This is a genomic window from Pseudomonas mandelii, from assembly GCF_900106065.1.
Classification (GTDB): Bacteria; Pseudomonadota; Gammaproteobacteria; order Pseudomonadales; family Pseudomonadaceae; genus Aquipseudomonas; species Aquipseudomonas mandelii.
Window position 1 is genome coordinate 6347242 of record NZ_LT629796.1, and the last position, 21585, is coordinate 6368826.

Consider the following 21585-nt stretch of genomic DNA (forward strand, 5'->3'; position numbering starts at 1 on the left):
CGCCCCTTGAGTGGACGCCAAATGGAACGCACATCGAAGCTGCAAAACCAGACCGTGGAAAAGAACACCAGCGGGTTGATCAATGGACTCATCGGCGTCCTGATCTTCAGCGGTTCGCTGCCCGCGACACGGGTGGCCGTCCTGGAATTCGAGCCGGTCTTTCTGACCGTCGCCCGAGCCACCATCGCCGGCGTGCTGGCGCTGTGCATGTTGTGGCTGTTCAAGGAAAAGCGCCCTGCGCGCCACCAGATGCTGCCCTTGGTCATCGTCGCGCTGGGCGTGGTGGTCGGGTTTCCGCTGCTGACGGCGCTGGCGCTTCAATATGTGACGTCCGCGCACTCCATTGTCTTCGTCGGCATGTTGCCGCTCGCGACCGCCGCGTTCGGGGTGTTGCGCGGCGGCGAGCGTCCCCGGCCGGCGTTCTGGTTCTTCTCGGTCCTGGGCAGTTTACTGGTGGTCGGGTTCGCCGTGTCCCAGGGACTCACCGCTTCGCCGGCCGGCGACATCCTGATGCTACTGGCCATTCTTGCCTGCGGCCTCGGTTATGCCGAAGGGGCGAAGCTTTCCAAAACCCTGGGCGGCTGGCAGGTGATTTCCTGGGCGCTGGTAGTGTCGCTGCCGATCGTGGCGCCACTGACCTGGTGGCTGACGCCCTCTTCGTTCTCGGGCATCAGCGCGCCGGCCTGGTGGAGCCTGGCGTATGTGTCGCTCTTCAGCATGCTGATCGGCTTTGTATTCTGGTATCGCGGATTGGCCCAAGGGGGGATTGCAGCCGTTGGGCAGCTGCAGCTGCTACAGCCGTTTTTTGGATTGGCGCTGGCGGCTACGCTGCTTCACGAGCAGGTCAGCCTCGGCATGCTCGGAGTTACTGTTGCGGTGATTTTGTGTGTGGTGGGTGCGAGGAGGTTTGCGAGGTAGACCGACGGTGCCCGGCGAAACCGGCCGGTCTTGCGGCCAACAAAAACCCCCAGTGATTGGCAGACCACTGGGGGTTCTTCGCGTTTGAAACGTACGAGTCGCGGCTATGTCACTTCTGGCCCTGATGAACAGCCAAACATCCGTTAGCCACTCACCACAGCAAGCGGCACCTACTTGGGCAGATCAATCTTATCCAACACCCGGTTCGCCGTGATCTCCGCCGTCATGATGCTATTGGATATACCCAGCAACGCGTAACGCGATTCACCCTCCAGATGATCCACCAACTGATGGACCATCACATCGACCGAGGCAAGCGTCTCGACCAGATAAACCGCCAGGGTTTCGGCCGAGGCCTCGGGGTCTACGGAAAACAGGGTGCTGCGTATTCGCGGAGTGGCTTTGATATCGGCATTCGACGGGAAGTGGAAGTCGAGCGCTCGCTCGGCGGCTTCGTTGAGCTTTTTGGAATCGGCGGATTCGTAGGGGGAAACGTCGTCGGTTCCCGGGGGATTGGGTGTGGCCTTGAACATTGTGATGCTCCTTGATTAGTGGAGCTGCCACCATTCGCGGTCAAACGAATGAAGGTGGCAGCTGTACGCGGGTTGACCGACCGGAAATCAAGGAATCCGGCACACCCGAAGATGTCCCGCGCACAGCCACCGCAAAAAAGCCGGAAACTTTTCTTGGGCACTGGTGCGCCTTGATTGAGTCGGACGGTCAAATCCGGACGCTGAATTGGCAGCGACCCGGAAACGATAGAGCCCAGGCCCAAGGCGCACAAGCCGGCGGATTCTGGCGCAGCCGTAGGCAACGGCGCAAGGATTTGTAGCTTTCAGGAAGTAAACCCGAGGGGTTTTAAACAAGCGCCCGCAAATCATGTTGAATAAGCAGCGCGCACTCACGACAAACAACAAAAGTGTACGGCGACTTGCGTCTACCGCTGTACGGGGAAAGCCCCTCACCGTCCATGATAAAAATACCGCTCTCGTGCGGTGCGGAAATGGCGCAGTCACATCACTGCATACGTTCGACGCAGAACTAGAGGAGCTGGCCCATTGGGACATCTGACAACTGCGGAACGAGCAAGCATCCAGATCGCGCTGGCAGAGGCTTTTGTAGACAGCTCCGTCGACTACGCCTCTATCGCAGAACGAATCCGGGGCTATGACCCAAAGGTCGTTGAGGACATTTTGTACTCAGAGGTCGCGCCTGTGTGTTTCAGCAACCTCGAAACGCCCGTCCCTCCTGTCTGGACTGGTTTTAAGGATGAATGGTTGCTAGATGAAATAGCCAAAGAACTAAAAGCGCGAAAAAACAGTTGGCTACGACGTAACTTCGACTTGTTAAAAGTTGCATGGCTTCGCTACAGCTACGGTTACATTTGGAAGGAGCTCATGAAATTTCGTGCTTAACGAGAACGAGGCGATACGCAACATGTGACCGGGGAGCATGACCGGCGATGAAACCGGCCGGTCTTGCGGCCAACAAAAACCCCCAGTGATCGGCAGACCACTGGGGGTTCTTCGCGTTTGAAACGCACGAGTCGCTGCTATGCCACTTCTGGTCCTGATGAACAGCCAAACATCCGTTAGCCACTCACCACAGCAAGCGGCACCTACTTGGGCAGATCAATCTTATCCAACACCCGGTTCGCCGTGATCTCCGCCGTCATGATGCTATTGGATATACCCAGCAACGCGTAACGCGATTCACCCTCCAGATGATCCACCAACTGATGGACCATCACATCGACCGAGGCGAGCGTCTCGACCAGATAAACCGCCAGGGTTTCGGCCGAGGCCTCGGGGTCTACGGAAAACAGGGTGCTGCGTATTCGCGGAGTGGCTTTGATATCGGCATTCGACGGGAAGTGGAAGTCGAGCGCCCGTTCCGCAGCCTCGTTGAGCTTCTTTGAGTCAGGTTCGTATGGGGAAACCGGATCGGTGTCCGGCGGGTTTGGTGTGACTTTGAACATGGTGAAACCTCGTTTACTGGTGAGGCTGCCACGTTCGTTTCCAAGCGAAGGGGTGGCAGCTGTACGCGGGTTGGAAAACCAGGGTAAACGAGCCCGGCAGACCTATAAGGTCTCCCACGCACAGCCGCCATAACGCAACGCACTTAGTGCGAAAAAATACGTTATGAAGAGGTGCCTTCGTGTCGTTTACCCGTCGAGTTTCCAAGCCCGACCGCTGAGTGTTCAGCGGCACGGAAACAATAGAATCAAGGTCTACAGCACACAAGCCGGCGGATTCTGGCGCAGCCGTAGGCAACGGCGCAAGGATTTGTAGCTTTCAGGAAGTAAACCCGACGGGTTTTAAACAAGCGCCCGCAAATCATGTTGAATAAGCAGGCGCGCACTCACGACAAACAACAAAAGTGTACGGCGACTTGCGTCCACCGCTGTACGGGGAAAGCCCCTCACCGTCCATGATAAAAATACCTCTCTCGTTACCGGAGACCTGTCATGGACCTCGCCACGCTCACGCTGTTTATCCCCGCCTGCTTCGCCCTGAACATGGCGCCGGGCCCGAACAATCTGCTGTCGGTCAGCAACTCGACCCGCTACGGCTACCGCATCTCCTGTGTGGCGGGGATCGGGCGGTTGCTGGCGTTTGCCGGGATGATTGCCTTGGCGTCGGCCGGGTTGGCGGTGGTGCTGCAAACGTCCGAGTTGCTGTTTTACGGCATCAAGATCGTTGGCGCGGCGTATCTGTTTTACCTCGCATGGCAATTGTGGCGCGCCGATCCTGGGGTCGAAAAAGCCTCGTCGGGTTCGTCGGTCGGCGTGTTGGCCCTGGCGCGACAGGAGTTTCTGGTGGCGGCCGGCAACCCCAAGGCGATCCTGATCTTCACTGCATTCCTGCCCCAGTTCGTCGACCCGACACGCGCCGTGACGCCACAGTTTGCGCTGCTCGGCGCGTTGTTCCTGATGCTGGAATGGATCGCCATCAGCGCCTACGCCTACATGGGCCTGCACATGCGCCGCTGGTTTGCCGAGCCCCGGGGCAAGCGGCTATTCAACCGTTGCTGCGCGGGGTTGTTGTCGGCGGCGGCTTCGGTGCTGTTGATGGCGCGTCGCGCCTGATTCCAGGGGTTGACGGGATGCAGCGCAGGTTCAAACTGCGCTGCATCACTAATCCACACTCGCCGAGCCTCGAATGAACCTGAACGTTGTCTATGCCCTGAGCGCAGCCGCGCTGTTTGGGGCGAGTACACCGCTGGCCAAGGTGTTGGGCCTGGACCTCTCGCCGATCCTGCTGGCTGGATTGCTGTATCTGGGCAGCGGGCTGGGCTTGACCCTCGTCAGGCTGATCCGCGACCGGGGCTGGCAGCCCAGCGGCCTGAAAGCGTCTGAATGGCCCTGGCTGATCGGTGCCATCGTGTTTGGCGGCGTGCTGGGGCCGGTGGCGCTGATGTTTGGTTTGACCCTGACCTCCGGCGCCACGGCCTCGCTGATGCTCAACCTCGAAGCGGTACTGACTGCCGTGTTGGCGTGGGTCGTGTTCAAGGAAAATGCAGACCGACGCATCGTCGCCGGGATGCTGGCCATTGTCGCGGGTGGATTGCTCCTGGCGTGGCCGCACGATTCGGCTCAGCCACAAGGCTGGATCGGGCCACTGGCGGTCGCACTGGCCTGCGCCTGTTGGGCGATCGATAACAACCTCACGCGCAAGGTGTCGGCCTCGGATGCCGTGTTCATCGCCGGGATCAAGGGGCTGGCCGCAGGGTTGGTGAACTGCTCGCTGGCGTTGCTGCTGGGGGCAAAACTGCCGCACATCACGGTGATCGGGCCGACGTTGATCGTCGGCTTCCTCGGCTACGGCATCAGCCTGGTGTTGTTCGTGCTGGCGTTGCGCGGGCTGGGCACTGCACGCACAGGCGCCTACTTTTCCACGGCGCCTTTTCTCGGCGCCGCCATCGCCCTCCTGCTGTTCGGTGAGACGGTTTCCCTGACGTTCTGGATCGCATCGTTGCTGATGGGCCTGGGCGTCTGGATACATCTCAGGGAGCATCATGCCCATGAGCATCAACACGTGGCACTCACCCATGGCCATCGGCACGTGCATGACGAGCATCATCAACATGAGCATTCGTTCGAGTGGGACGGGACCGAGCCGCACAGCCACGAACATCAGCACACGCCGATCCGTCACAGCCATCCACACTTTCCGGACATCCATCACCGACACAAGCATTAGCAGGGGGAAAGTGCGTTGGTTTTGGTCGCGAGCCTGTCGATAACAAAGACTCTTCGGAATTCGCCGGCACAAAAGCCATTGGGGACTGGCCGGCCCGTCGCGGGTGCATGGCACCGCACGTCGAACCGAAAATCGAATGCGACCGCATCGCCCCCCCTGTAACGAGTCAGCGAAATTCCCTGTCGATTTTCCGGTGGAGACGTCGCCCAACGGGCCTTATGCTCAGCCCATGAACCTACAAAACGCTTTGCTTCCGCCCCACGCCGAGATGGTTCGCGCCATGCTCGAACGAGACACCGCCTACGAGGGGGTGTTCTTTACTGCCGTGAAGACCACTGGAATCTTCTGCCGCCCCAGTTGCACGGCGCGCAAGCCCAAGCCGGAGAACGTCGAGTTCTTCGCCCACGCCGATGAGTGCATGTCGGCGGGCTATCGCGCTTGCCTGCGCTGCAAACCGCTGGACGCCGCGGCCATTGCGCCGGACTGGGTGCAGGGGCTGCTCAAGTCGGTGGACAACGATCCCGACCTGCGCTGGACCGATGCCCAGTTATTGGCAGAGGGCATCGAGCCGCTGAAACTGCGCCGCTGGTTCAAGCAGCATTTCGGCATGACCTTCCACGCCTGGCTGCGCACCCGACGCCTGGGGATGGCGTTGGGCGGTATCAAACAGGGCGATTCCATCGACAATGTGGCGTTTGACTCGGGCTACGAATCCCTGAGCGGTTTTCGCGATGCGTTTCAAAAATCCTTTCACATCACGCCGGGCCGCGCGGCCAACAGCGAGCCGCTGCTGTTCACGCGCCTGACCACACCGCTTGGGCCGATGATTGCCATGGCCGAACGCCGTGGGCTGGTGCTGCTGGAGTTCTTGGATCGACCGGCACTGACCCGGGAAGTCGAAGAACTGCAGAAGCGTTACGGCTATGCCGTGGCGCCGGGACACAACGCCCATTTGCAGCAGATTGAAGCCGAGCTGACCCAGTATTTCGCCGGAAAACTCACTGAATTCACCGTCGCACTGCACTTGCCCGGCAGCGAATTTGCGCGGCAGGTCTGGGCTGAACTGGCGAAGATCCCCTACGGCCAGACCAGCACCTACGGCACCATCGCCGCAACACTGGGCAAGCCCGGCGCCAGTCGCGCCGTGGGCCTGGCCAACGGGCAGAACCGTCTTTCGATTGTATTGCCCTGCCACCGGGTGATCGGTGCAGACGGCGCGTTGACGGGCTATGGTGGAGGGCAACCGCGCAAGGCGTTTTTGCTCCGGCTGGAAAAAGCCGCGGTGCAGCTGACCGGACAACTCGCATTCTGATCCCCTGATTTTCTTCAAACGTCATAAGGAACGACATTCGATGGACACTCGATTTCATCAACTGCACCACGACGGCTTGTTGATTCTGACCAACGTCGCCGACGCCACCGGGGCGCGCATCGTCGAGCAACTGGGCTGCAAGGCCGTGGCCACCAGCAGCGCGGCGGTGGCCTGGGCGCATGGATATGCGGACGGCAATGCCCTGCCCCTCGAACGCCTGATATCGACCGTCGAGTCGATCGCCCGGGTGATCTCGGTGCCGTTGACCGTCGACATCGAGGCCGGTTATTCCGACGACCTGACGCGGGTGGCCGAAGTCGTTGATGCGGTAATCGCGGCCGGTGCGGTGGGGATCAATATCGAGGACGGTGCCACTGCGCCAGAGCTGCTGGTGCGCAAGATCGAAGTCGCCCGGCAGGTGGCCGGTCGGCGCAAGGTGAAGCTGTTCATCAATGCCCGCACCGACGTGTACCTAAGGGGCCTGGTGCCTGCCGAAGACCGCGTCGCCGAAACGCTCAGGCGTGCCGCGTTGTATCAGGCGGCGGGGGCTGACGGGCTGTTTGCGGCGGGCGTCACGGCGGAGTATGAAATCGCTGCGCTGTGCCAGGGCACACCGCTGCCGGTGAATGTGCTCGGGTTGCCGGGGTTGCCATCGCCTGAAGCGCTGCAAGCACTCGGCGTACGACGCCTGAGTGCCGGCTCGGGCATCGCCGAATTTCTGTATGGCGCCATGGCGTCCCTGGCCAAAGGTTTTCTGGAAACTGGCAAACTCGACAGCAGCCACCTCAAGGCCTTCACGTATGGGGAAATCAATGCCCTGCTGAAACCTGCCGGGAACGCTTGATCGCCATGCCCGATCCCTATCTGCCCGCGACCGGGTTTCTGTCATCAATCGATGACGACTGGCGGCGCCACATCGCCGCCGTTGGCCCCTGCCTGCATGAGCCCCACGCAGCTCGCGATCCTTATGAATCGCTGGTGCGGGCGATTGCCTATCAGCAACTGCACGCCAAGGCCGGGGATGCGATTATCGGCCGGCTGCTGGCGTTGTTTCCGTCGACGACGTTTCCAAGGCCTGAGCAGATTCTGGCGACAGGCTTTGATCCACTGCGCAGTTGCGGGTTTTCCGCCAGCAAGATCGCGACCATTCAAGGGATTGCGCAGGCGGCTCTGGACGGTGTCGTACCGGATTACGCTACGGCACTGGCGATGGACGATGAGGCGCTGATCGAGCGGTTGATCACCTTGCGCGGGGTTGGGCGCTGGACGGTCGAGATGCTGCTGATTTACAGCCTGGAGCGACCGGATATTTTGCCGGCGGATGACTTTGGGGTGCGTGAGGGGTATCGCCGGCTGAAGGGCCTGGAGGTGCAGCCGACGCGTAAGCAGATGGTGGAGATTGGCTTGGCGTGGCGTCCGTATCGGACGGTGGCTTCCTGGTATTTGTGGCGGATGACCGGCAAGTAGACCGCGTCATCGTTCATCGCCAGCAGGCTGGCTCCCACACTGGAGCTCGAGTGTTCACAAAACCCCTGTGGGAGCGAGCCTGCTCGCGATGGCGATTTCACACTCACCCCATCACCCAAAGCCAATCACAACCCGGATTTCAACCGAGTAAACGCCCGAATCAGCGCCCGGTTGAACGCCTTGCCATTGTCATTCTTGCTATACAACGAAGCCCTCACCTGCGCCGACGGATACGTCCCTGGATCGTTACGAATCGCCGGATCAATCAACCCGTCCGCCGCCGTAATCGCATTGGCGTAGTGAATGGTGTCCGTGATCGGCGCAATCACTTCGGGTGTCATCAGGTAATCCATCAACGCCAGCCCGGCCTCGGGGTGCGGTGCATCCTTGGGAATGACCATGGCGTCAAACCAGATCAACGTGCCCTCCTTCGGTATCCGGTAACTGAGCTTGAACGGTTTGTTCGCCGCCTCGGCCTGCCCGGCCGCGATGGCCACGTTGCCGTTCCACGACATCGCCACGCAGGTATTGCCGTTGGCCAGGTCGCTGATGTTCAGGTCATTGTCGAAGTAGCGGATGTACGGCCGGATCTTCGCCAATTGTTGTTCGGCCAGTTTCAGGTCATCGAGGTTCTGGCGGTTGATGTCCAGGCCCATGTACTTCATGACCGCGGCAAACACCTCGTTCGGGTCGTTGAGCAGACTGACCCCGCAATCGGCAAATTTCGACACCACGGCCGGGTCGAACAGCATCGCCCAGCTGTCCCGTGGCGCATCGGGCAAACGCTGTTTGATCGCCTCTTCCTGATAGCCGACCCCGGTAGTGCCCCAGGCGTAGATCCCGGCATAACGATTGCCCGGATCGAACGCCGCCATGTGCTGGCGGAATTCTTCGCCGACGCCAGCAAAGTGCGGCAGCCGTTGCAGGTTCAGTGTTTGAATCGCCCCGCTCTGGATCGCCCGGGACAGGTGCTGCCCCGCCGTCAGCACCAGGTCATAACCGCTGCGGCCGGTCAGCAGTTTGGTCTCGGCAGTTTCAAGGGAGTCGAAGTGATCGACCACCACATGGATGCCGGTTTTCTTCTCGAAATTGGCCAGGGTATCCGGGGCCAGGTATTCGCCCCAGATGTACAGGTTCACCACCGGTTTCACGGTGTCGGCGGCCTGCACACACATGGGTGCAAGCACCAGCAATAACGCTTGAGTCAGTTTGTGCAGGCCCATGATTAAACTCCCTTCCTGTTATTGGCGGGGGCGGCGTATTGCGGCATGGTGATGCACGCGACGTTGCCGCCACCGAGGAGGATTTCCCGGGAGTTTTCGATGCCGACAATTGTGTGCTGCGGGAACAATTCGGCCAGCGTCGCCTGCGCCGCCTGATCGTTGCGATCACCAAACAGCGGCACCACGATCGAGCTGTTGCCGGCGTAGTAGTTGATGTACGACGCGCAGATTTGGGTCCCGGCCTGACGGGTATGGGTGCTGTCTTGCTGGTCCAGGCCTTCGGCTTCTTCAGCGGTCCACTCCAGCACATCCGGTTGCGGCAGCTTGTGCACGATCAACTCGCGGCCACGGCTGTCGCGAGTGCTGCGCAAAATGTCGTAGGCCTCTTGATAGATTTCCCACTGCGGGTCATCGCGATTATCGGTCCATTGCAGCACCACTTCGCCGGGGCGCACGAAGCAGGCGAGATCGTCGACATGGCCGTCGGTTTCGTCGAACTTGCAACCCCGTGGCAGCCAGATGATTTGCTCGGCACCGAGGTAATCGGTCAGGCGACGGGTCACTTCTTCCTTGCCCAGATGTTGGTTGCGATTGCGGTTGAGCAGGCATTGCTCGGTGGTGAGGATGCTGCCCTGGCCGTCACTCTGGATCCCGCCCATCTCGGCAATCAACGGCGCGCGATAACGGTCGAAACGCTCGATTTCGAGGATCTTGCTGGCGATCTGATCGTCCTTGTCCCACGGGTAGTACAACCCGCCGTCGAGACCGCCATAGGCGTTGAACTCGAAGTCGACGCCGCGCACTTCACCGCTGTCGTCGTTGACCACAAAGCACGGGCCACTGTCGCGGAACCAGGTGTCGTTGCAGGTCATTTCCACCACGCGAACCTCAGGCGGCAACTGGCGGCGAGCGGTGGCGAACTGGGCGGCGGAAGCACACACCGTCACGGGTTCGCTCTGGGCAATGGCGGTGACGATCTGCACCCAGACTTTCTGCGCAGGCTTGGCACCGTTGCGCCAGACGTCGGTACGTTCCGGCCAGCCGAGCCAGCAACCGGCCTTGGTTTCGAATTCGCCGGGCAGGCGGAAGCCGTCGAGTTTCGGGGTGGAATCGAGCAAACGTGCCATGGTCAGACCTCATCAGCGGGGATTGGAATGACCACAGGCTAAGGTCGTCGGCGCCCTCCTCGCCAACGATGATTATTTCGGAATACTTGAATTCAACTCATCAATCGATCAGCTGATCGTTGAACCACTCCAGCATCTGCGCCACGGCCGGACGCTCCAGGCGCACCCGCTCACACACCAGTGCATATTGCCCGAGCGCGGTCATGCTGGCGGTGAATGGCCGGACCAGACGACCGCTGAGCAAGTCTTCCTGAGCCGTCAGATTGTCGCCCATGGCCACGCCCTGCCCTTGCGCCGCCGCTTCCAGCGCCAGGCCCGCGTGGGCGAAATACAGTTGGCGTTCGGGACGCTGATCGCCGGCATGACTGGTGAGCCAGGCGGTCCAGGTCTTGCCGTCCTGATCGTCGTGCAGCAGGCAATGGCGCGCCAGGTCCTTCGGGGTTTTCAGGGTGCCTTGGTTGAAGAGGCCGGGGCTGCACACCGGGAAAAATTGCAACGCCGGCAAGGGACGGACGAAGTACGCGCTGCTGTCGACCGGGCCCGTTCCATACGTGATCGCCAGGTCGATGTCCTCCCCCGGCGCCGTGGCGTCGATCGGTTGTTCGTAGAGGTGCAGCGTGATGTGCGGATAGCGCGCGTAGAAGTCCGTGAGCCGACTCATCAGCCACTTTTGCGCCAGCTCGGCGGTGACCGCCAGGCGCAACACCGCCAATGACGACGGGTCGCGCAATTCATCGCAGGCCTCGCCGATCAGTTCGAAGGCGTGCTGCAGGCTTTGCATCAATCGCCCCGCGGCCATGGTCGGGCGGATTTGCCGACCTTCGCGGATGAACAAAGAGACGCCCAAGTGCTCTTCGAGCTGACGGATCTGATGGCTGACGGCGCTGTCGGTGACGCACAGCTCGGCGGCGGCCCGGCCGAAATGCGCGTGGCGGGCGGCGCATTCGAAGGTTCTGAGTGCTGCCAGGGAAGGCAATCGTCGCATGAGTTCAGCCCCTTTGATGAAGTCGCCATGCTGCCTTGGTCATGAGTGGGCGTCCAGCGGGTGCGCGTTATCGTTCTTCGCGGGCAAGCCCGCTCCCACAGGGGATTTGTGAACGACACAGATCAACTGTGAGAGCGAGCCAGCTCGCGATGAGGCCAGGACATTCACCACAGATTCTGCAGCCCATCACCCTCCCTTATCCACCATGACTTCCCCCGGAACCCGGCGCATGTTGGTGTCTCAACCGGAGGGATTCGACATGCTCGACGCACTCAAACACATCAATTCAACCTCAGCCTTCAACCGCTGGGCAGGCTTCGAAGTGACCGCAGCCGCGAGCGGTGAAGCCGAGCTGACCCTGGCTTTTCGCGAGGCCGACATGGCGCAATACGCAGGCTTTCTGCACGCCGGCCTGATCGGCGCGCTGCTCGACACGGCCTGCGGATTCGCCGCCGGGACGGTTGCCGGCAACGTGCTGGCTTCACATTTTTCGGTCAACTGCCTGGCACCCGCCATTGGCGAAGTGTTCATCGCGAGGGGCCGGGTGGTGAAGGCCGGCAAAAAGCAGGTGTTTGCCCGCGCCGAGTTGTTCGCGCAAACCGGCGACCAGCTGAAGCTGGTGGCGACCGGTGATGCGATTCTGGTGCCGGTCGACGTCCGCTGACGGTCTAGGCTGTCTGGGGTAAACCCAACCCTTGTCGGAGGTTCCCATGCAGCTCGAAGGTTCCTGCCATTGCAGCGCTGTGTCGTTCAGTTTGACCAGCGCCCACCCCTACCCTTATCAGCGCTGCTATTGCTCGATCTGCCGCAAGACTCAGGGCGGTGGCGGTTACTCGATCAATATTGCCGGTGATGCCGCCAGCCTGAAAGTCCGCGGCCGCAAGCACATCGCGATTTATCATGCACGACTCAAGGACGAAGGCGACAAACGCGCCCACAGCAGCAGCGCCGAACGGCATTTCTGCAGCCTTTGCGGGTCAGGTTTGTGGCTGTTCAGTCCTGAGTGGCCGGAGCTGATCCACCCGTTTGCCTCGGCCATCGACACGCCATTGCCGGTGCCACCGGAACACACGCACTTGATGCTCGGCTCCAAGGCGCCGTGGGTGGAAGTCGAGGCGCATCCTGCCGACCAGCAATTCGACGTCTACCCCGAGGAGTCCATCGCCCAATGGCATGAACGCCTGGGTTTGAGCCGCTAAAGCCGCTTCACAGTCTTTGACAGTTTCCCGACAAAGCTCTCAAAGATTGCCGGCCGGCGGCCGCCTAGCATGGGCGCATCCAACCTCCCCTCGGGTGCTCCCATGTTACGTTCGATGTGTCTGTCGTTGACTTCGTTTTGCCTGCTGCTTCCCACCGACTCATTACGCGCTGAAGACTGGCAATACACCTTGCGCGCCGGTGCCGCCAGCGTGCCGCGGTACAGCGGCAGCGACGAGCGCGTAGTGGCGCCGCTGCTGGGCGCCAAGGTTATCAGCCCCTATGGCCTCTTTCTGGACACGGAAAAGGGTTTGGGCTGGGCTTTTGATGAAGACGACTTCGGCCTGAGCGTGTACATCGGCGCGAGCGATGTGCGCAAGGATCGCAAGAGCGGGTTCAAAGGCTCGGACGAGCTCAACGGCATGGGCTCGATCAAGTCGCGGCCGGCGCTGGGTCTGGACGGGACTTACCACATGGGCCCGATCATTCTCGGGGCCCGTTTCGAGCATGCGCTGGAAAAGGACGATGACGATCACGACACCGGTTCATCCTGGAATCGCCTGAAGCTGAGCATCAGCGCGCCGTTTTATGAGGGCGACTATGGCAAGGTCGTGGGCAGCCTGAACAGTCAGTTTGGCGACAGCCATTACGTGCGCACCTGGTATGGCGTCAGTGTGGCGCAGGCTTCGCGCAGCCAGTTCAGGACGCATGACACTCGCGGAGGGTTGGTGAGTCGAGGGGCGGAGTTGAGCTGGTCGATGCCGATTGATGATCAGTGGAGTGTGTCGACGGTGCTGGCCGCGCAGTATCTGGCAGGTGATGCCGCCGACAGTCCGATTGTCGAGCGGCGCATGCAGACCTCTTTGGCTGGGCAGGTCGTGTACACCTTTTAACGATCCGGTGTTGCGGATGGCCCCATCGCGAGCAGGCTCACTCCTACACTTGGAATGCATTTCCCTGTGGGAGACTTCGGTGGCTGGGCAGGTGGTGTACGCCTTTTAGCTCTTCGGTGTTGCGGAGGCCTCATCGCGAGCAGGCTCACTCCTACACTTGGAATGCATTCCCCTGTGGGAGACTTCGGTGGGTGGGCAGGTGGTGTACGCTTTTTAGCTCTTCGGTGTTGCGGATGGCCCCATCGTGAGCAGGCTCACTCCTACACTTGGAATGCATTCCCCTGTGGGAGACTTCGGTGGCTGGGCAGGTGGTGTACGCCTTTTAGCTCTTCGGTGTTGCGGAGGCCTCATCGCGAGCAGGCTCACTCCTACACTTGGAATGCATTCCCCTGTGGGAGACTTCGGTGGCTGGGCAGGTGGTGTACGCCTTTTAGCTCTTCGGTGTTGCGGAGGCCTCATCGCGAGCAGGCTCACTCCTACACTTGGAATGCATTCCCCTGTGGGAGACTTCGGTGGGTGGGCAGGTGGTGTACGCTTTTTAGCTCTTCGGTGTTGCGGATGGCCCCATCGCGAGCAGGCTCGCTCCTACACTTGGAATACATTCCCCTGTGGGAGAATTCGGTGGGTGGGCAGGTGGTGTACGCTTTTTAGCTCTTCGGTGTTGCGGATGGCCCCATCGCGAGCAGGCTTGCTCCCACACTTGGAATGCATTCCCCTGTGGGAGTGAGCCTGCTCGCGATGGGGGCGGTGAGATCAACGCAATCAATCCAGATGCGCCCACGTCATGCGAAACGACGCCCCACCCCAAGGCGAATCCCCCACTTCCACCTGCCCGCCATGGGATTGCGACACCCGCCGCACCAACGCCAACCCCAAACCAAACCCACCTGTGCGGCGATCACGGCTGGCGTCCAGGCGCGAGAACGGTTCGAAAATTTTCTCGCGCCCGTCCACCGGCACACCCGGCCCATCATCGTTGACCCGCACTTCGTAGTGATCACCGGTACGGACCAACGACACCTCCACCCGCTCATCGGCATAACGAATGGCATTGCGCAGCAGGTTGATCACCGCCCGGGCCATAAAGCGTGGCTCAATGCGAACCTCATCGACCTGACACTCGACAATCAACAACTGCACCCCGGCAGCCTCGGCCTCAAGGGCCACGCTGCCGACCACGCTGTCCAGCCAACTGTTGGCCTGGATGTTTTCCCGGCTGATGACCGTAGCGCCGCGCTCAAGGCTGGCGTAGGTCAGCAACTCGGAAACCATTTCTTCCAGCTCGCCCAGGTCGGCGTACATGTCGGCAATCAGTTCGCGGTTCTGGGTCGGATCGGGTTGTTGCTTGAGCTGATCGAGTTCGAATGACAGCCGGGCAATCGGCGTGCGCAACTCGTGGGACACCGCGTTAGTCAGTTCGCGCTGATTGGCGATCAAGCCTTCGATGCGCGCCGCCATCAGGTTGAAGTGCTCGGCCAGGTCACGAATGTTCGAGCGTTTGGACAGCTGGATTCGCGACGACAGGTCGTTATCGCCAAAACGTTCGGCCGCCAGGCGCAGTTTCTCCAGATCTCGCCAATGCGGGCGTACCCAGAACATCAACACAAAACCGATCATCACCGCGATCATCAGATAGGCTGCGGCAATGTAGAACGGCATCAGACTGGGCTCGGCCGGCAGCTTGATGCTGAGCAACTGCGAACCCTCGTCAATGCGCGAGATGAACTGCGTGTACTTGTCACGGATCACCAGAAGCCCTTGGGCCAACTCGGCTTTCTCCTGATCGGTCAGGGACAGTTGACGGCTCTCGACCAGCGTCAGGCCCAAGCCATAATGCGGGCGCACCGCTTCCAGTTCGCGCTCCCGGTCCGACCCGTCCAGATCGCGTAATTGCTCGGCCAGCGACCAGGCCTGGCCACGCACCGCCTCGCGGTTGTAGCTCTGCATCTGATCATCGAGAAGTGCATCGAACGTGCGCTCGACCGTTTGCAACCCCAGTACCAGGCCGACCGTCATCACCAGAAACAGCCCAAGAAATAACCGCAGCATTTACAGCTCCCACGCAAACGGATTGAACAGGTAACCCTTGCCCCAGATGGTCTTGATGCACACCGGTTCGCGCGGGTTGTCCTTGAGCTTGCCGCGCAACTTGCTGATGTAGACGTCGACACTGCGGTTGAGGCCGTCAAACGCAATACCGCGCATGCGGTTGAGGATGTCATCGCGGGACAGAACCTTGCCGGCAGCGCTGGCCAGCAACCACAGCAGTTCGAATTCCATGGTGGTCATTTCGATGACCTCCCCCGCCAACCGCACTTCGCGACAGCTGCGGTCGATGCTCAGGTTGCCGAATTCCAGGGCGCTGCACACGCCGCTGTCCGGCGCCTGACGCCGTTGCAACGCACGCAGGCGGGCCAGCAATACAGGCGGTTTGATTGGTTTGATCACGTAGTCGTCGGCACCGGACTCCAGGCCGAGGATGTGATCGAGGTCATCTTCCTTGGCCGTCAGGATGACGATCGGCGTGTCGGACACGCTGCGGATCTCGCGGCACACGTGCAGGCCGCTCTGCCCCGGCAGCATCAGGTCGAGCACGACGATTTTCGGTTTGAATTCGAGGAACGCGGCCAACGCGAGGTCGCCGCGGTGAACCTGGCGGACCTCAAAGCCATGTTGGGACAGGAAATGCGCGATCAGCCCGGCGAGCTTCTCGTCGTCTTCCACCAGCAATACTTTGCCAAAACCCAGGTTATCCATAACGACCGTCTGCCAACCCTTGTTAGAAGTGGGCGGCATTATGGCGCCAATCGGTGACGGGACGGTGATGACGGGCAGCAAAAACCGGCCTCGAGGGCCGGTTTTCAGTGATCTTTCATACTCTTAAGAGTTTTTAACAATTCAGTCGCAAAAGATTGCAACGCGCGGAGGGCGAATCACGCCGATGCCGGGACACCGCTGTGAAAACGGAACTCCACGTCCGGCGACTCGATCAGTTCCTGCTCGGCGGCACGGACCCGGTCAATGACTTGCGCAACATCCTTGGCATCACCGTACTGGTAAGCGAGTTTCAGGTAACCCTGGAAATGCCGCGCTTCGCTCTTCAGCAAGCCGAAATAGAACTTGCCCAGTTCTTCGTCCAGATGCGGTACCAGCGCCTCGAAACGCTCGCAGCTGCGGGCTTCGATAAATGCGCCGACCACCAGCGTGTCCACCAGCTTGACCGGCTCGTGGCTGCGCACCACTTTGCGCAGGCCCGAGGCATAACGCCCGGCGGACAGCTGACGCAGCTCGATCTTGCGCTTTTTCATCAGGCGCATGACCTGCTCGTGATGCACCAGCTCTTCCCGGGCCAGGCGCGACATCAGGTTGATCAGGTCGACATGGGAGTGATACTTGGCGATCAGGCTCAACGCCGTGCTGGCCGCCTTGAACTCACAGTTCTTGTGGTCGATCAGCAAGGTGTCCTGATCGGCAAGCGCGGCCTGGACCCAGCCATCGGGGGTTCGGCAGCCGAGGAACTCGTGAATTTCGGGAAGGATCATGGGGCTCACGGAATAAAAGGTCTGAATCGAAGGGCGCCGATTATACCGGCCTGCCGCCAGACCACCAGTCGCCGCCGTTGATATGCATCAAGTACCGGGTTGGCGGCGACCAACTATAGTTGTCCAACGCAGTATTTTTTACCTTCCTGGAGATCCCGATCATGCAAGCCATTCGCAGCATCCTGGTGGTCATCGAACCCGAACACTCGGAAAGCCTGGCGCTCAAACGGGCCAAACTGATTGCAGGCGTGACCCAGGCGCATCTGCATCTGCTGGTGTGCGATCGCAAGCATGACCACAGCGGCATGTTGGGCGTGCTCAAGGCGGCACTGTTGCAGGACGGCTACAGCGTCACCACCGAGCAGGCCTGGAATGAGAGCCTGCATGAAACCATCGTCGATGTGCAGCAGGCGGAAGGCTGCGGGCTGGTGATCAAACAGCATTACCCCGACAGCCCGTTGAAAAAAGCCCTGCTGACCCCGGCGGACTGGAAACTGCTGCGTTATTGCCCGACGCCGGTGCTGCTGGTGAAAACCTCTAAACCGTGGACCGGCGGGGTCATTCTCGCGGCCATTGACGTCGGCAATGCCGATGGCGAACACCGCACGTTGCACGCCACCATCGTCGATCACGGTTACGACATCGCCAGCCTGGCCAAGGCCAAACTGCACGTGGTCAGTGCCCATCCGTCACCGATGCTGTCGGCGGCGGACCCTACGCTGCAGCTCAGCGAAACCATCGAGGAGCGCTATCGCGAGCAGTGCAAGGCCTTTCAGGCCGAGTTCGATATCGATGATGATCACCTGCACATCGAGGAAGGTCCGGCGGATGTATTGATTCCGTTCATGGTGCACAAGCTGCAGGCGGCGGTGACGGTGATTGGCACTGTTGCGCGGTCCGGGTTGTCCGGAGCGTTGATCGGGAATACGGCGGAAGTGGTGCTGGATGCGGTGGAGAGCGATGTGCTGGTGCTGAAGCCGGATACGATCATGGATCATCTGGAGGAGATTGTGACGCAGCATTGAGATTTGCGGCGTCGGGTAGTACGCCTTCGCGGGCAAGCCTCGCTCCTACAGGGTTTGTGTTGATCACACCCGTTGTGTACGACACACCCCCTGTAGGAGCGAGGCTTGCCCGCGAAGCACTTAATGTTCAGCCGCCAAAAGCGTCTTTCAGAAACCCCGGCGCAATGTAGCGCTGATAATGCGCCTCAGAGAGCAAAAAGAATTCCCGATCAATGGCGTCACGCAATTCCGGCAGGTTCCAGTCGCGAAACTCCGGCATCAGCACCATCCCGTAGGCTTCCAGGTTATTGATGACCCGCGCACCACGGGCGATCAGCTGATAAGCCCAGCAATACTCGGATTGATGCGGCACAAAGCGGATCTTGCGCTGCTCCAGTTGCAAGCGCAGGCGCTGCGGGTCGAAAATTTCCAGCTTGCTGGCCATCACCTGGGACAACAACTGCTCAAGACGCAGCCACACCGCGCGCTTTTCCTCCTCGTTGTAACCATTCCAGTTGATCACTTCATGGTGGAAACGCTTGCAGCCACGGCACACCAGATCACCGTAAACAGTGGAACAGAGGCCGACGCAGGGGGTCTTGATGGTCTGATTGGGCATAGGTCAGGAGGACACGGGAAAGCAGAACAGGCCGGCATGTTAGCCCTTTGTCTAACATTGATCACCCCTCAATCTTGAGGGGCCAACTTACCTTTAATTTTTTTTTGCCGTAGAATCAGCCAGCCTTTTAAGGCGCCAATGTCCGTTAGAAGCTGTTTTCAAAGCGTCACGAGCACAGTCGTTCCTTCAGAGCGGAGTTGGCGAAGGGTTTTTCCAGCGGGGAAAAGCTCTACGCCAACCCTCATCAGCTCCCCGTTCTGCAGGCGTAAAACTTTGAAAGCAGCTTCTGTAAGGAATTGTCGGTAATTCTGGCTAAGTGGCCCACAACGCCACGCAGCGCATGAGTACGGCAATTTCGGGATGAGCGTCCCGGACACCCATTTGGGACCACTGATGAGGGTAATAACTGTGCTTGAAGCCTACCGCAAACATATCGAAGAGCGTGCAGCACTGGGTATCGTTCCCCAGCCGCTAAACGCCGAACAAACTGCAGGCCTGGTCGAGCTGCTGAAGAATCCCCCGGCTGGCGAAGAAGCTTTCCTCGTTGACCTGATCACCAATCGCATTCCGCCAGGCGTGGACGAAGCAGCCTATGTAAAGGCCGGTTTCCTGTCTGCCCTCGCCAAAGGCGAAGCAACCTCCCCTCTGATCGACAAGAAACGCGCTGTTGAACTGCTCGGCACCATGCAGGGCGGCTACAACATCGTGACTCTGGTCAATCTGCTGGACGACGCCGAACTGGCGCCAGTCGCTGCCAAAGAACTCAAGCACACCCTGCTGATGTTCGACGCGTTCCACGACGTCGCTGAAAAAGCCAAGAACGGCAACGTACACGCTAAAGGCGTGCTGCAATCCTGGGCTGACGGCGAGTGGTTCAAGAACCGCCCTGTGCTGGCCGACAAGATCAGCCTGCGCGTGTTCAAGGTCACCGGCGAAACCAACACCGACGACCTGTCCCCTGCTCCGGACGCCTGGTCCCGCCCGGACATCCCGCTGCACGCCCTCGCCATGCTGAAAATGGCCCGTGAAGGCATCGTGCCTGACGCCCAGGGCGTCACCGGTCCGATGAAGCAGATCGAAGAAATGCGCGGTCAAGGCTTCCCGATCGCCTACGTCGGTGACGTGGTCGGTACCGGTTCTTCGCGTAAGTCCGCCACCAACTCGGTGCTGTGGTTCTTCGGTGACGACGTACCTTTCGTGCCGAACAAGCGTGCCGGCGGTTTCTGCTTCGGCAGCAAAATCGCTCCGATCTTCTACAACACCATGGAAGATGCCGGCGCACTGCCAATCGAATTCGACGTGACCAACATGCACATGGGCGACGTGATCGACCTGTACCCGCATGCTGGCAAAGTCTGCAAACACGGCACTGACGAAGTCCTGACCACCTTCGAAATGAAGACCCCGGTACTGTTGGACGAAGTTCGTGCTGGCGGCCGTATTCCGCTGATCATCGGTCGCGGCCTGACCGACAAGGCACGTGCCGAACTGGGCCTGGGCCCTACCGACCTGTTCAAACTGCCTGAAGCGCCTGTCGACACCGGCAAAGGCTTCACCCTGGCACAGAAAATGGTCGGCAAGGCGTGCGGTCTGCCAGAAGGCAAAGGCGTTCGTCCTGGCACCTACTGCGAACCGAAGATGACCACCGTCGGCTCTCAGGACACCACCGGTCCTATGACCCGTGACGAACTGAAAGACCTGGCGTGCCTGGGCTTCTCGACCGATCTGGTGATGCAGTCCTTCTGCCACACCGCGGCCTATCCAAAGCCGATCGACGTGACCACCCACCACACCCTGCCAGACTTCATCATGACCCGCGGCGGCGTTTCCCTGCGTCCGGGCGACGGCATCATCCACAGCTGGCTGAACCGCATGCTGCTGCCGGACACCGTCGGTACCGGTGGTGACTCGCACACCCGCTTCCCGATGGGCATTTCGTTCCCGGCCGGTTCTGGCCTGGTAGCGTTCGCCGCCGCCACTGGCGTCATGCCGCTGGACATGCCGGAATCGATCCTGGTGCGCTTCAAAGGCAAAATGCAACCGGGCGTCACCCTGCGTGACCTGGTTCACGCCATTCCTTACTTCGCGATTCAGGCTGGCCTGTTGACCGTTGAGAAGAAAGGCAAAAAGAACGCCTTCTCCGGTCGCATCCTGGAAATCGAAGGCCTGGACAACCTGAGCATCGAACAAGCTTTCGAGCTGTCCGACGCCTCGGCTGAACGTTCGGCTGCCGGTTGCACCATCAAGCTGTCGAAAGAATCCATCACCGAGTACCTGAACTCCAACATCACCCTGCTGCGCTGGATGATCGGTGAAGGCTACGGCGATGCGCGTACCCTGGAACGTCGTGCTCAAGCGATGGAAGCCTGGGTTGCCAACCCTGAGCTGATGGTTGCCGATGCTGACGCCGAATACGCTGAAATCATCGAAATCGACCTGGCCGACATCAAAGAGCCTGTGCTCTGCGCGCCAAACGATCCGGACGACGCCCGTCTGCTGTCCAGCGTTGCTGGCGAGAAGATCGACGAAGTGTTCATCGGTTCGTGCATGACCAACATCGGTCACTTCCGCGCTGCCGGTAAACTGCTGGATCAGGTCAAAGGTCAGCTTCCAACCCGTCTGTGGCTGTCGCCGCCGACCAAGATGGACGCTCACCAGCTGACCGAAGAAGGCTACTACGGCATCTACGGCAAGGCCGGCGCTCGCATGGAAATGCCAGGCTGCTCGCTGTGCATGGGTAACCAGGCACGTGTAGAGCCGAACTCCACCGTGGTGTCGACATCGACCCGTAACTTCCCGAACCGTCTGGGTGACGGCGCGAACGTCTACCTGGCCTCGGCGGAGCTGGCGTCCGTTGCTTCCATCCTGGGTCGCCTGCCGACCGTCGAGGAGTACATGGAATACGCTGGCAAGATCGACAGCATGGCGGCCGACGTTTACCGCTACCTGTCCTTCGACCAGATCGCCGAGTTCCGTGAAGCTGCTGCGAACGCCAACATCCCGGTCGTTCAAGCCTAACGCTGCAACGCAATAAAAAACGCCGCCCATCGTGAGATGAGCGGCGTTTTTTTATGCCCGCAAGCCCGCTACCACAGG

Annotated in this window: 21 protein-coding genes; 12 read left to right on the forward strand and 9 right to left on the reverse strand. The window is 60.3% G+C overall.

The features are described 5' to 3' along the window. The first annotated feature begins 21 nt into the window (after window positions 1-21). The gene (locus BLU63_RS29305; protein ID WP_083376913.1) at window positions 22-918 is read left to right on the forward strand and encodes a DMT family transporter; all 897 of its coding nucleotides are present in this window, start codon (window positions 22-24) and stop codon (window positions 916-918) included. A gap of 170 nt (window positions 919-1088) precedes the next feature. On the opposite strand, the gene BLU63_RS29310 is transcribed toward BLU63_RS29305, so the two are convergent. Further along, window positions 1089-1451: a DUF6124 family protein gene (locus tag BLU63_RS29310; RefSeq protein WP_083376914.1), complete on the reverse strand. Its 363-nt coding sequence runs from the start codon at window positions 1449-1451 to the stop codon at window positions 1089-1091. Between the two features lie 525 nt (window positions 1452-1976). Here BLU63_RS29310 and BLU63_RS29315 point away from each other — a divergent pair. Further along, a complete protein-coding gene (locus tag BLU63_RS29315) occupies window positions 1977-2333 on the forward strand; it encodes a DUF7079 family protein (protein WP_077750545.1) in 357 nt (118 codons plus the stop codon). Between the two features lie 203 nt (window positions 2334-2536). On the opposite strand, the gene BLU63_RS29320 is transcribed toward BLU63_RS29315, so the two are convergent. Next, a complete protein-coding gene (locus BLU63_RS29320; RefSeq protein ID WP_083376915.1) occupies window positions 2537-2896 on the reverse strand; it encodes a DUF6124 family protein in 360 nt (119 codons plus the stop codon). Between the two features lie 489 nt (window positions 2897-3385). Here BLU63_RS29320 and BLU63_RS29325 point away from each other — a divergent pair, with 489 nt between their 5' ends. The 5 genes from BLU63_RS29325 (at window position 3386) to BLU63_RS29345 (ending at window position 7899) form a co-directional block, all read left to right on the forward strand. Continuing rightward, on the forward strand, window positions 3386-4006 hold the full coding sequence (locus tag BLU63_RS29325) for a LysE family translocator (protein ID WP_083376916.1): 621 nt from the start codon (window positions 3386-3388) through the stop codon (window positions 4004-4006). A gap of 73 nt (window positions 4007-4079) precedes the next feature. After that, window positions 4080-5120 carry a DMT family transporter gene (locus BLU63_RS29330; RefSeq protein ID WP_083376917.1) on the forward strand — a complete coding sequence of 347 codons (1041 nt, stop codon included), beginning with the start codon at window positions 4080-4082 and terminating at the stop codon, window positions 5118-5120. A 229-nt stretch (window positions 5121-5349) separates the two neighbouring features. After that, window positions 5350-6432 carry a bifunctional transcriptional activator/DNA repair enzyme AdaA gene (locus BLU63_RS29335; protein ID WP_083376918.1) on the forward strand — a complete coding sequence of 361 codons (1083 nt, stop codon included), beginning with the start codon at window positions 5350-5352 and terminating at the stop codon, window positions 6430-6432. A gap of 40 nt (window positions 6433-6472) precedes the next feature. After that, on the forward strand, window positions 6473-7276 hold the full coding sequence (locus BLU63_RS29340; protein WP_083376919.1) for an isocitrate lyase/PEP mutase family protein: 804 nt from the start codon (window positions 6473-6475) through the stop codon (window positions 7274-7276). A 5-nt stretch (window positions 7277-7281) separates the two neighbouring features. After that, window positions 7282-7899, forward strand: coding sequence for a DNA-3-methyladenine glycosylase family protein (locus BLU63_RS29345; RefSeq protein ID WP_083376920.1), 618 nt, complete (start codon window positions 7282-7284; stop codon window positions 7897-7899). Window positions 7900-8024: 125 nt separating this feature from the next. Here the strand turns inward: BLU63_RS29345 and BLU63_RS29350 are convergent, their stop codons facing one another. The 3 genes from BLU63_RS29350 to BLU63_RS29360 form a co-directional block, all read right to left on the reverse strand. After that, window positions 8025-9122: an extracellular solute-binding protein gene (locus BLU63_RS29350; protein WP_083376921.1), complete on the reverse strand. Its 1098-nt coding sequence runs from the start codon at window positions 9120-9122 to the stop codon at window positions 8025-8027. 2 nt (window positions 9123-9124) lie between these two features. Beyond that, entirely contained in the window at window positions 9125-10249 is a 1125-nt protein-coding gene (gene aguA / locus BLU63_RS29355; protein WP_077750492.1) for an agmatine deiminase, read from the reverse strand. 100 nt (window positions 10250-10349) lie between these two features. Continuing rightward, a complete protein-coding gene (locus BLU63_RS29360; RefSeq protein ID WP_077750496.1) occupies window positions 10350-11234 on the reverse strand; it encodes a LysR substrate-binding domain-containing protein in 885 nt (294 codons plus the stop codon). Window positions 11235-11463: 229 nt separating this feature from the next. Between BLU63_RS29360 and BLU63_RS29365 the strand changes: the two genes are divergently transcribed. The 3 genes from BLU63_RS29365 (at window position 11464) to BLU63_RS29375 (ending at window position 13324) form a co-directional block, all read left to right on the forward strand. After that, the gene (locus BLU63_RS29365) at window positions 11464-11898 is read left to right on the forward strand and encodes a PaaI family thioesterase (protein WP_229801754.1); all 435 of its coding nucleotides are present in this window, start codon (window positions 11464-11466) and stop codon (window positions 11896-11898) included. A 46-nt stretch (window positions 11899-11944) separates the two neighbouring features. Then, window positions 11945-12433 carry a GFA family protein gene (locus tag BLU63_RS29370; RefSeq protein WP_010459717.1) on the forward strand — a complete coding sequence of 163 codons (489 nt, stop codon included), beginning with the start codon at window positions 11945-11947 and terminating at the stop codon, window positions 12431-12433. 102 nt (window positions 12434-12535) lie between these two features. Further along, window positions 12536-13324: a MipA/OmpV family protein gene (locus BLU63_RS29375; protein WP_083376922.1), complete on the forward strand. Its 789-nt coding sequence runs from the start codon at window positions 12536-12538 to the stop codon at window positions 13322-13324. Between the two features lie 762 nt (window positions 13325-14086). Here BLU63_RS29375 and BLU63_RS29380 read toward each other — a convergent pair. The 3 genes from BLU63_RS29380 to miaE form a co-directional block, all read right to left on the reverse strand. Continuing rightward, complete coding sequence (locus BLU63_RS29380; RefSeq protein WP_010459713.1) at window positions 14087-15373, reverse strand: ATP-binding protein; 1287 nt, start codon at window positions 15371-15373, stop codon at window positions 14087-14089. Beyond that, window positions 15374-16081, reverse strand: coding sequence for a winged helix-turn-helix domain-containing protein (locus BLU63_RS29385; RefSeq protein ID WP_010459711.1), 708 nt, complete (start codon window positions 16079-16081; stop codon window positions 15374-15376). It abuts the gene before it with no gap. A gap of 176 nt (window positions 16082-16257) precedes the next feature. Next, window positions 16258-16866 (reverse strand): tRNA-(ms[2]io[6]A)-hydroxylase, encoded by a 609-nt coding sequence (gene miaE, locus BLU63_RS29390; protein ID WP_010459709.1) that lies wholly within the window; start codon window positions 16864-16866, stop codon window positions 16258-16260. A 161-nt stretch (window positions 16867-17027) separates the two neighbouring features. Here miaE and BLU63_RS29395 point away from each other — a divergent pair, with 161 nt between their 5' ends. Beyond that, complete coding sequence (locus BLU63_RS29395) at window positions 17028-17891, forward strand: universal stress protein (RefSeq protein WP_010459707.1); 864 nt, start codon at window positions 17028-17030, stop codon at window positions 17889-17891. 127 nt (window positions 17892-18018) lie between these two features. On the opposite strand, the gene BLU63_RS29400 is transcribed toward BLU63_RS29395, so the two are convergent. Continuing rightward, a complete protein-coding gene (locus BLU63_RS29400) occupies window positions 18019-18489 on the reverse strand; it encodes a DUF1289 domain-containing protein (RefSeq protein WP_010459705.1) in 471 nt (156 codons plus the stop codon). Between the two features lie 408 nt (window positions 18490-18897). Between BLU63_RS29400 and acnB the strand changes: the two genes are divergently transcribed. Then, window positions 18898-21507, forward strand: a complete 2610-nt coding sequence (gene acnB / locus BLU63_RS29405) for a bifunctional aconitate hydratase 2/2-methylisocitrate dehydratase (protein WP_010459703.1) — start codon at window positions 18898-18900, stop codon at window positions 21505-21507. The last annotated feature ends 78 nt before the right edge of the window (window positions 21508-21585 follow it).

Bases quoted from the DNA above. Each gene is read 5' to 3' on its own strand.
- aguA (WP_077750492.1), bottom strand. From the start codon at position 10,249: ATGGCACGTTTGCTCGATTCCACCCCGAAACTCGACGGCTTCCGCCTG.
- BLU63_RS29370 (WP_010459717.1), top strand. From the start codon at position 11,945: ATGCAGCTCGAAGGTTCCTGCCATTGCAGCGCTGTGTCGTTCAGTTTG.
- BLU63_RS29395 (WP_010459707.1), top strand. From the start codon at position 17,028: ATGCAAGCCATTCGCAGCATCCTGGTGGTCATCGAACCCGAACACTCG.
- BLU63_RS29385 (WP_010459711.1), bottom strand. From the start codon at position 16,081: ATGGATAACCTGGGTTTTGGCAAAGTATTGCTGGTGGAAGACGACGAG.
- BLU63_RS29330 (WP_083376917.1), top strand. From the start codon at position 4,080: ATGAACCTGAACGTTGTCTATGCCCTGAGCGCAGCCGCGCTGTTTGGG.
- BLU63_RS29305 (WP_083376913.1), top strand. From the start codon at position 22: ATGGAACGCACATCGAAGCTGCAAAACCAGACCGTGGAAAAGAACACC.
- BLU63_RS29340 (WP_083376919.1), top strand. From the start codon at position 6,473: ATGGACACTCGATTTCATCAACTGCACCACGACGGCTTGTTGATTCTG.
- BLU63_RS29320 (WP_083376915.1), bottom strand. From the start codon at position 2,896: ATGTTCAAAGTCACACCAAACCCGCCGGACACCGATCCGGTTTCCCCA.
- BLU63_RS29345 (WP_083376920.1), top strand. From the start codon at position 7,282: ATGCCCGATCCCTATCTGCCCGCGACCGGGTTTCTGTCATCAATCGAT.
- BLU63_RS29365 (WP_229801754.1), top strand. From the start codon at position 11,464: ATGTTGGTGTCTCAACCGGAGGGATTCGACATGCTCGACGCACTCAAA.
- BLU63_RS29325 (WP_083376916.1), top strand. From the start codon at position 3,386: ATGGACCTCGCCACGCTCACGCTGTTTATCCCCGCCTGCTTCGCCCTG.
- miaE (WP_010459709.1), bottom strand. From the start codon at position 16,866: ATGATCCTTCCCGAAATTCACGAGTTCCTCGGCTGCCGAACCCCCGAT.
- BLU63_RS29375 (WP_083376922.1), top strand. From the start codon at position 12,536: ATGTTACGTTCGATGTGTCTGTCGTTGACTTCGTTTTGCCTGCTGCTT.
- BLU63_RS29380 (WP_010459713.1), bottom strand. From the start codon at position 15,373: ATGCTGCGGTTATTTCTTGGGCTGTTTCTGGTGATGACGGTCGGCCTG.
- BLU63_RS29310 (WP_083376914.1), bottom strand. From the start codon at position 1,451: ATGTTCAAGGCCACACCCAATCCCCCGGGAACCGACGACGTTTCCCCC.
- BLU63_RS29350 (WP_083376921.1), bottom strand. From the start codon at position 9,122: ATGGGCCTGCACAAACTGACTCAAGCGTTATTGCTGGTGCTTGCACCC.
- BLU63_RS29400 (WP_010459705.1), bottom strand. From the start codon at position 18,489: ATGCCCAATCAGACCATCAAGACCCCCTGCGTCGGCCTCTGTTCCACT.
- BLU63_RS29360 (WP_077750496.1), bottom strand. From the start codon at position 11,234: ATGCGACGATTGCCTTCCCTGGCAGCACTCAGAACCTTCGAATGCGCC.
- BLU63_RS29335 (WP_083376918.1), top strand. From the start codon at position 5,350: ATGAACCTACAAAACGCTTTGCTTCCGCCCCACGCCGAGATGGTTCGC.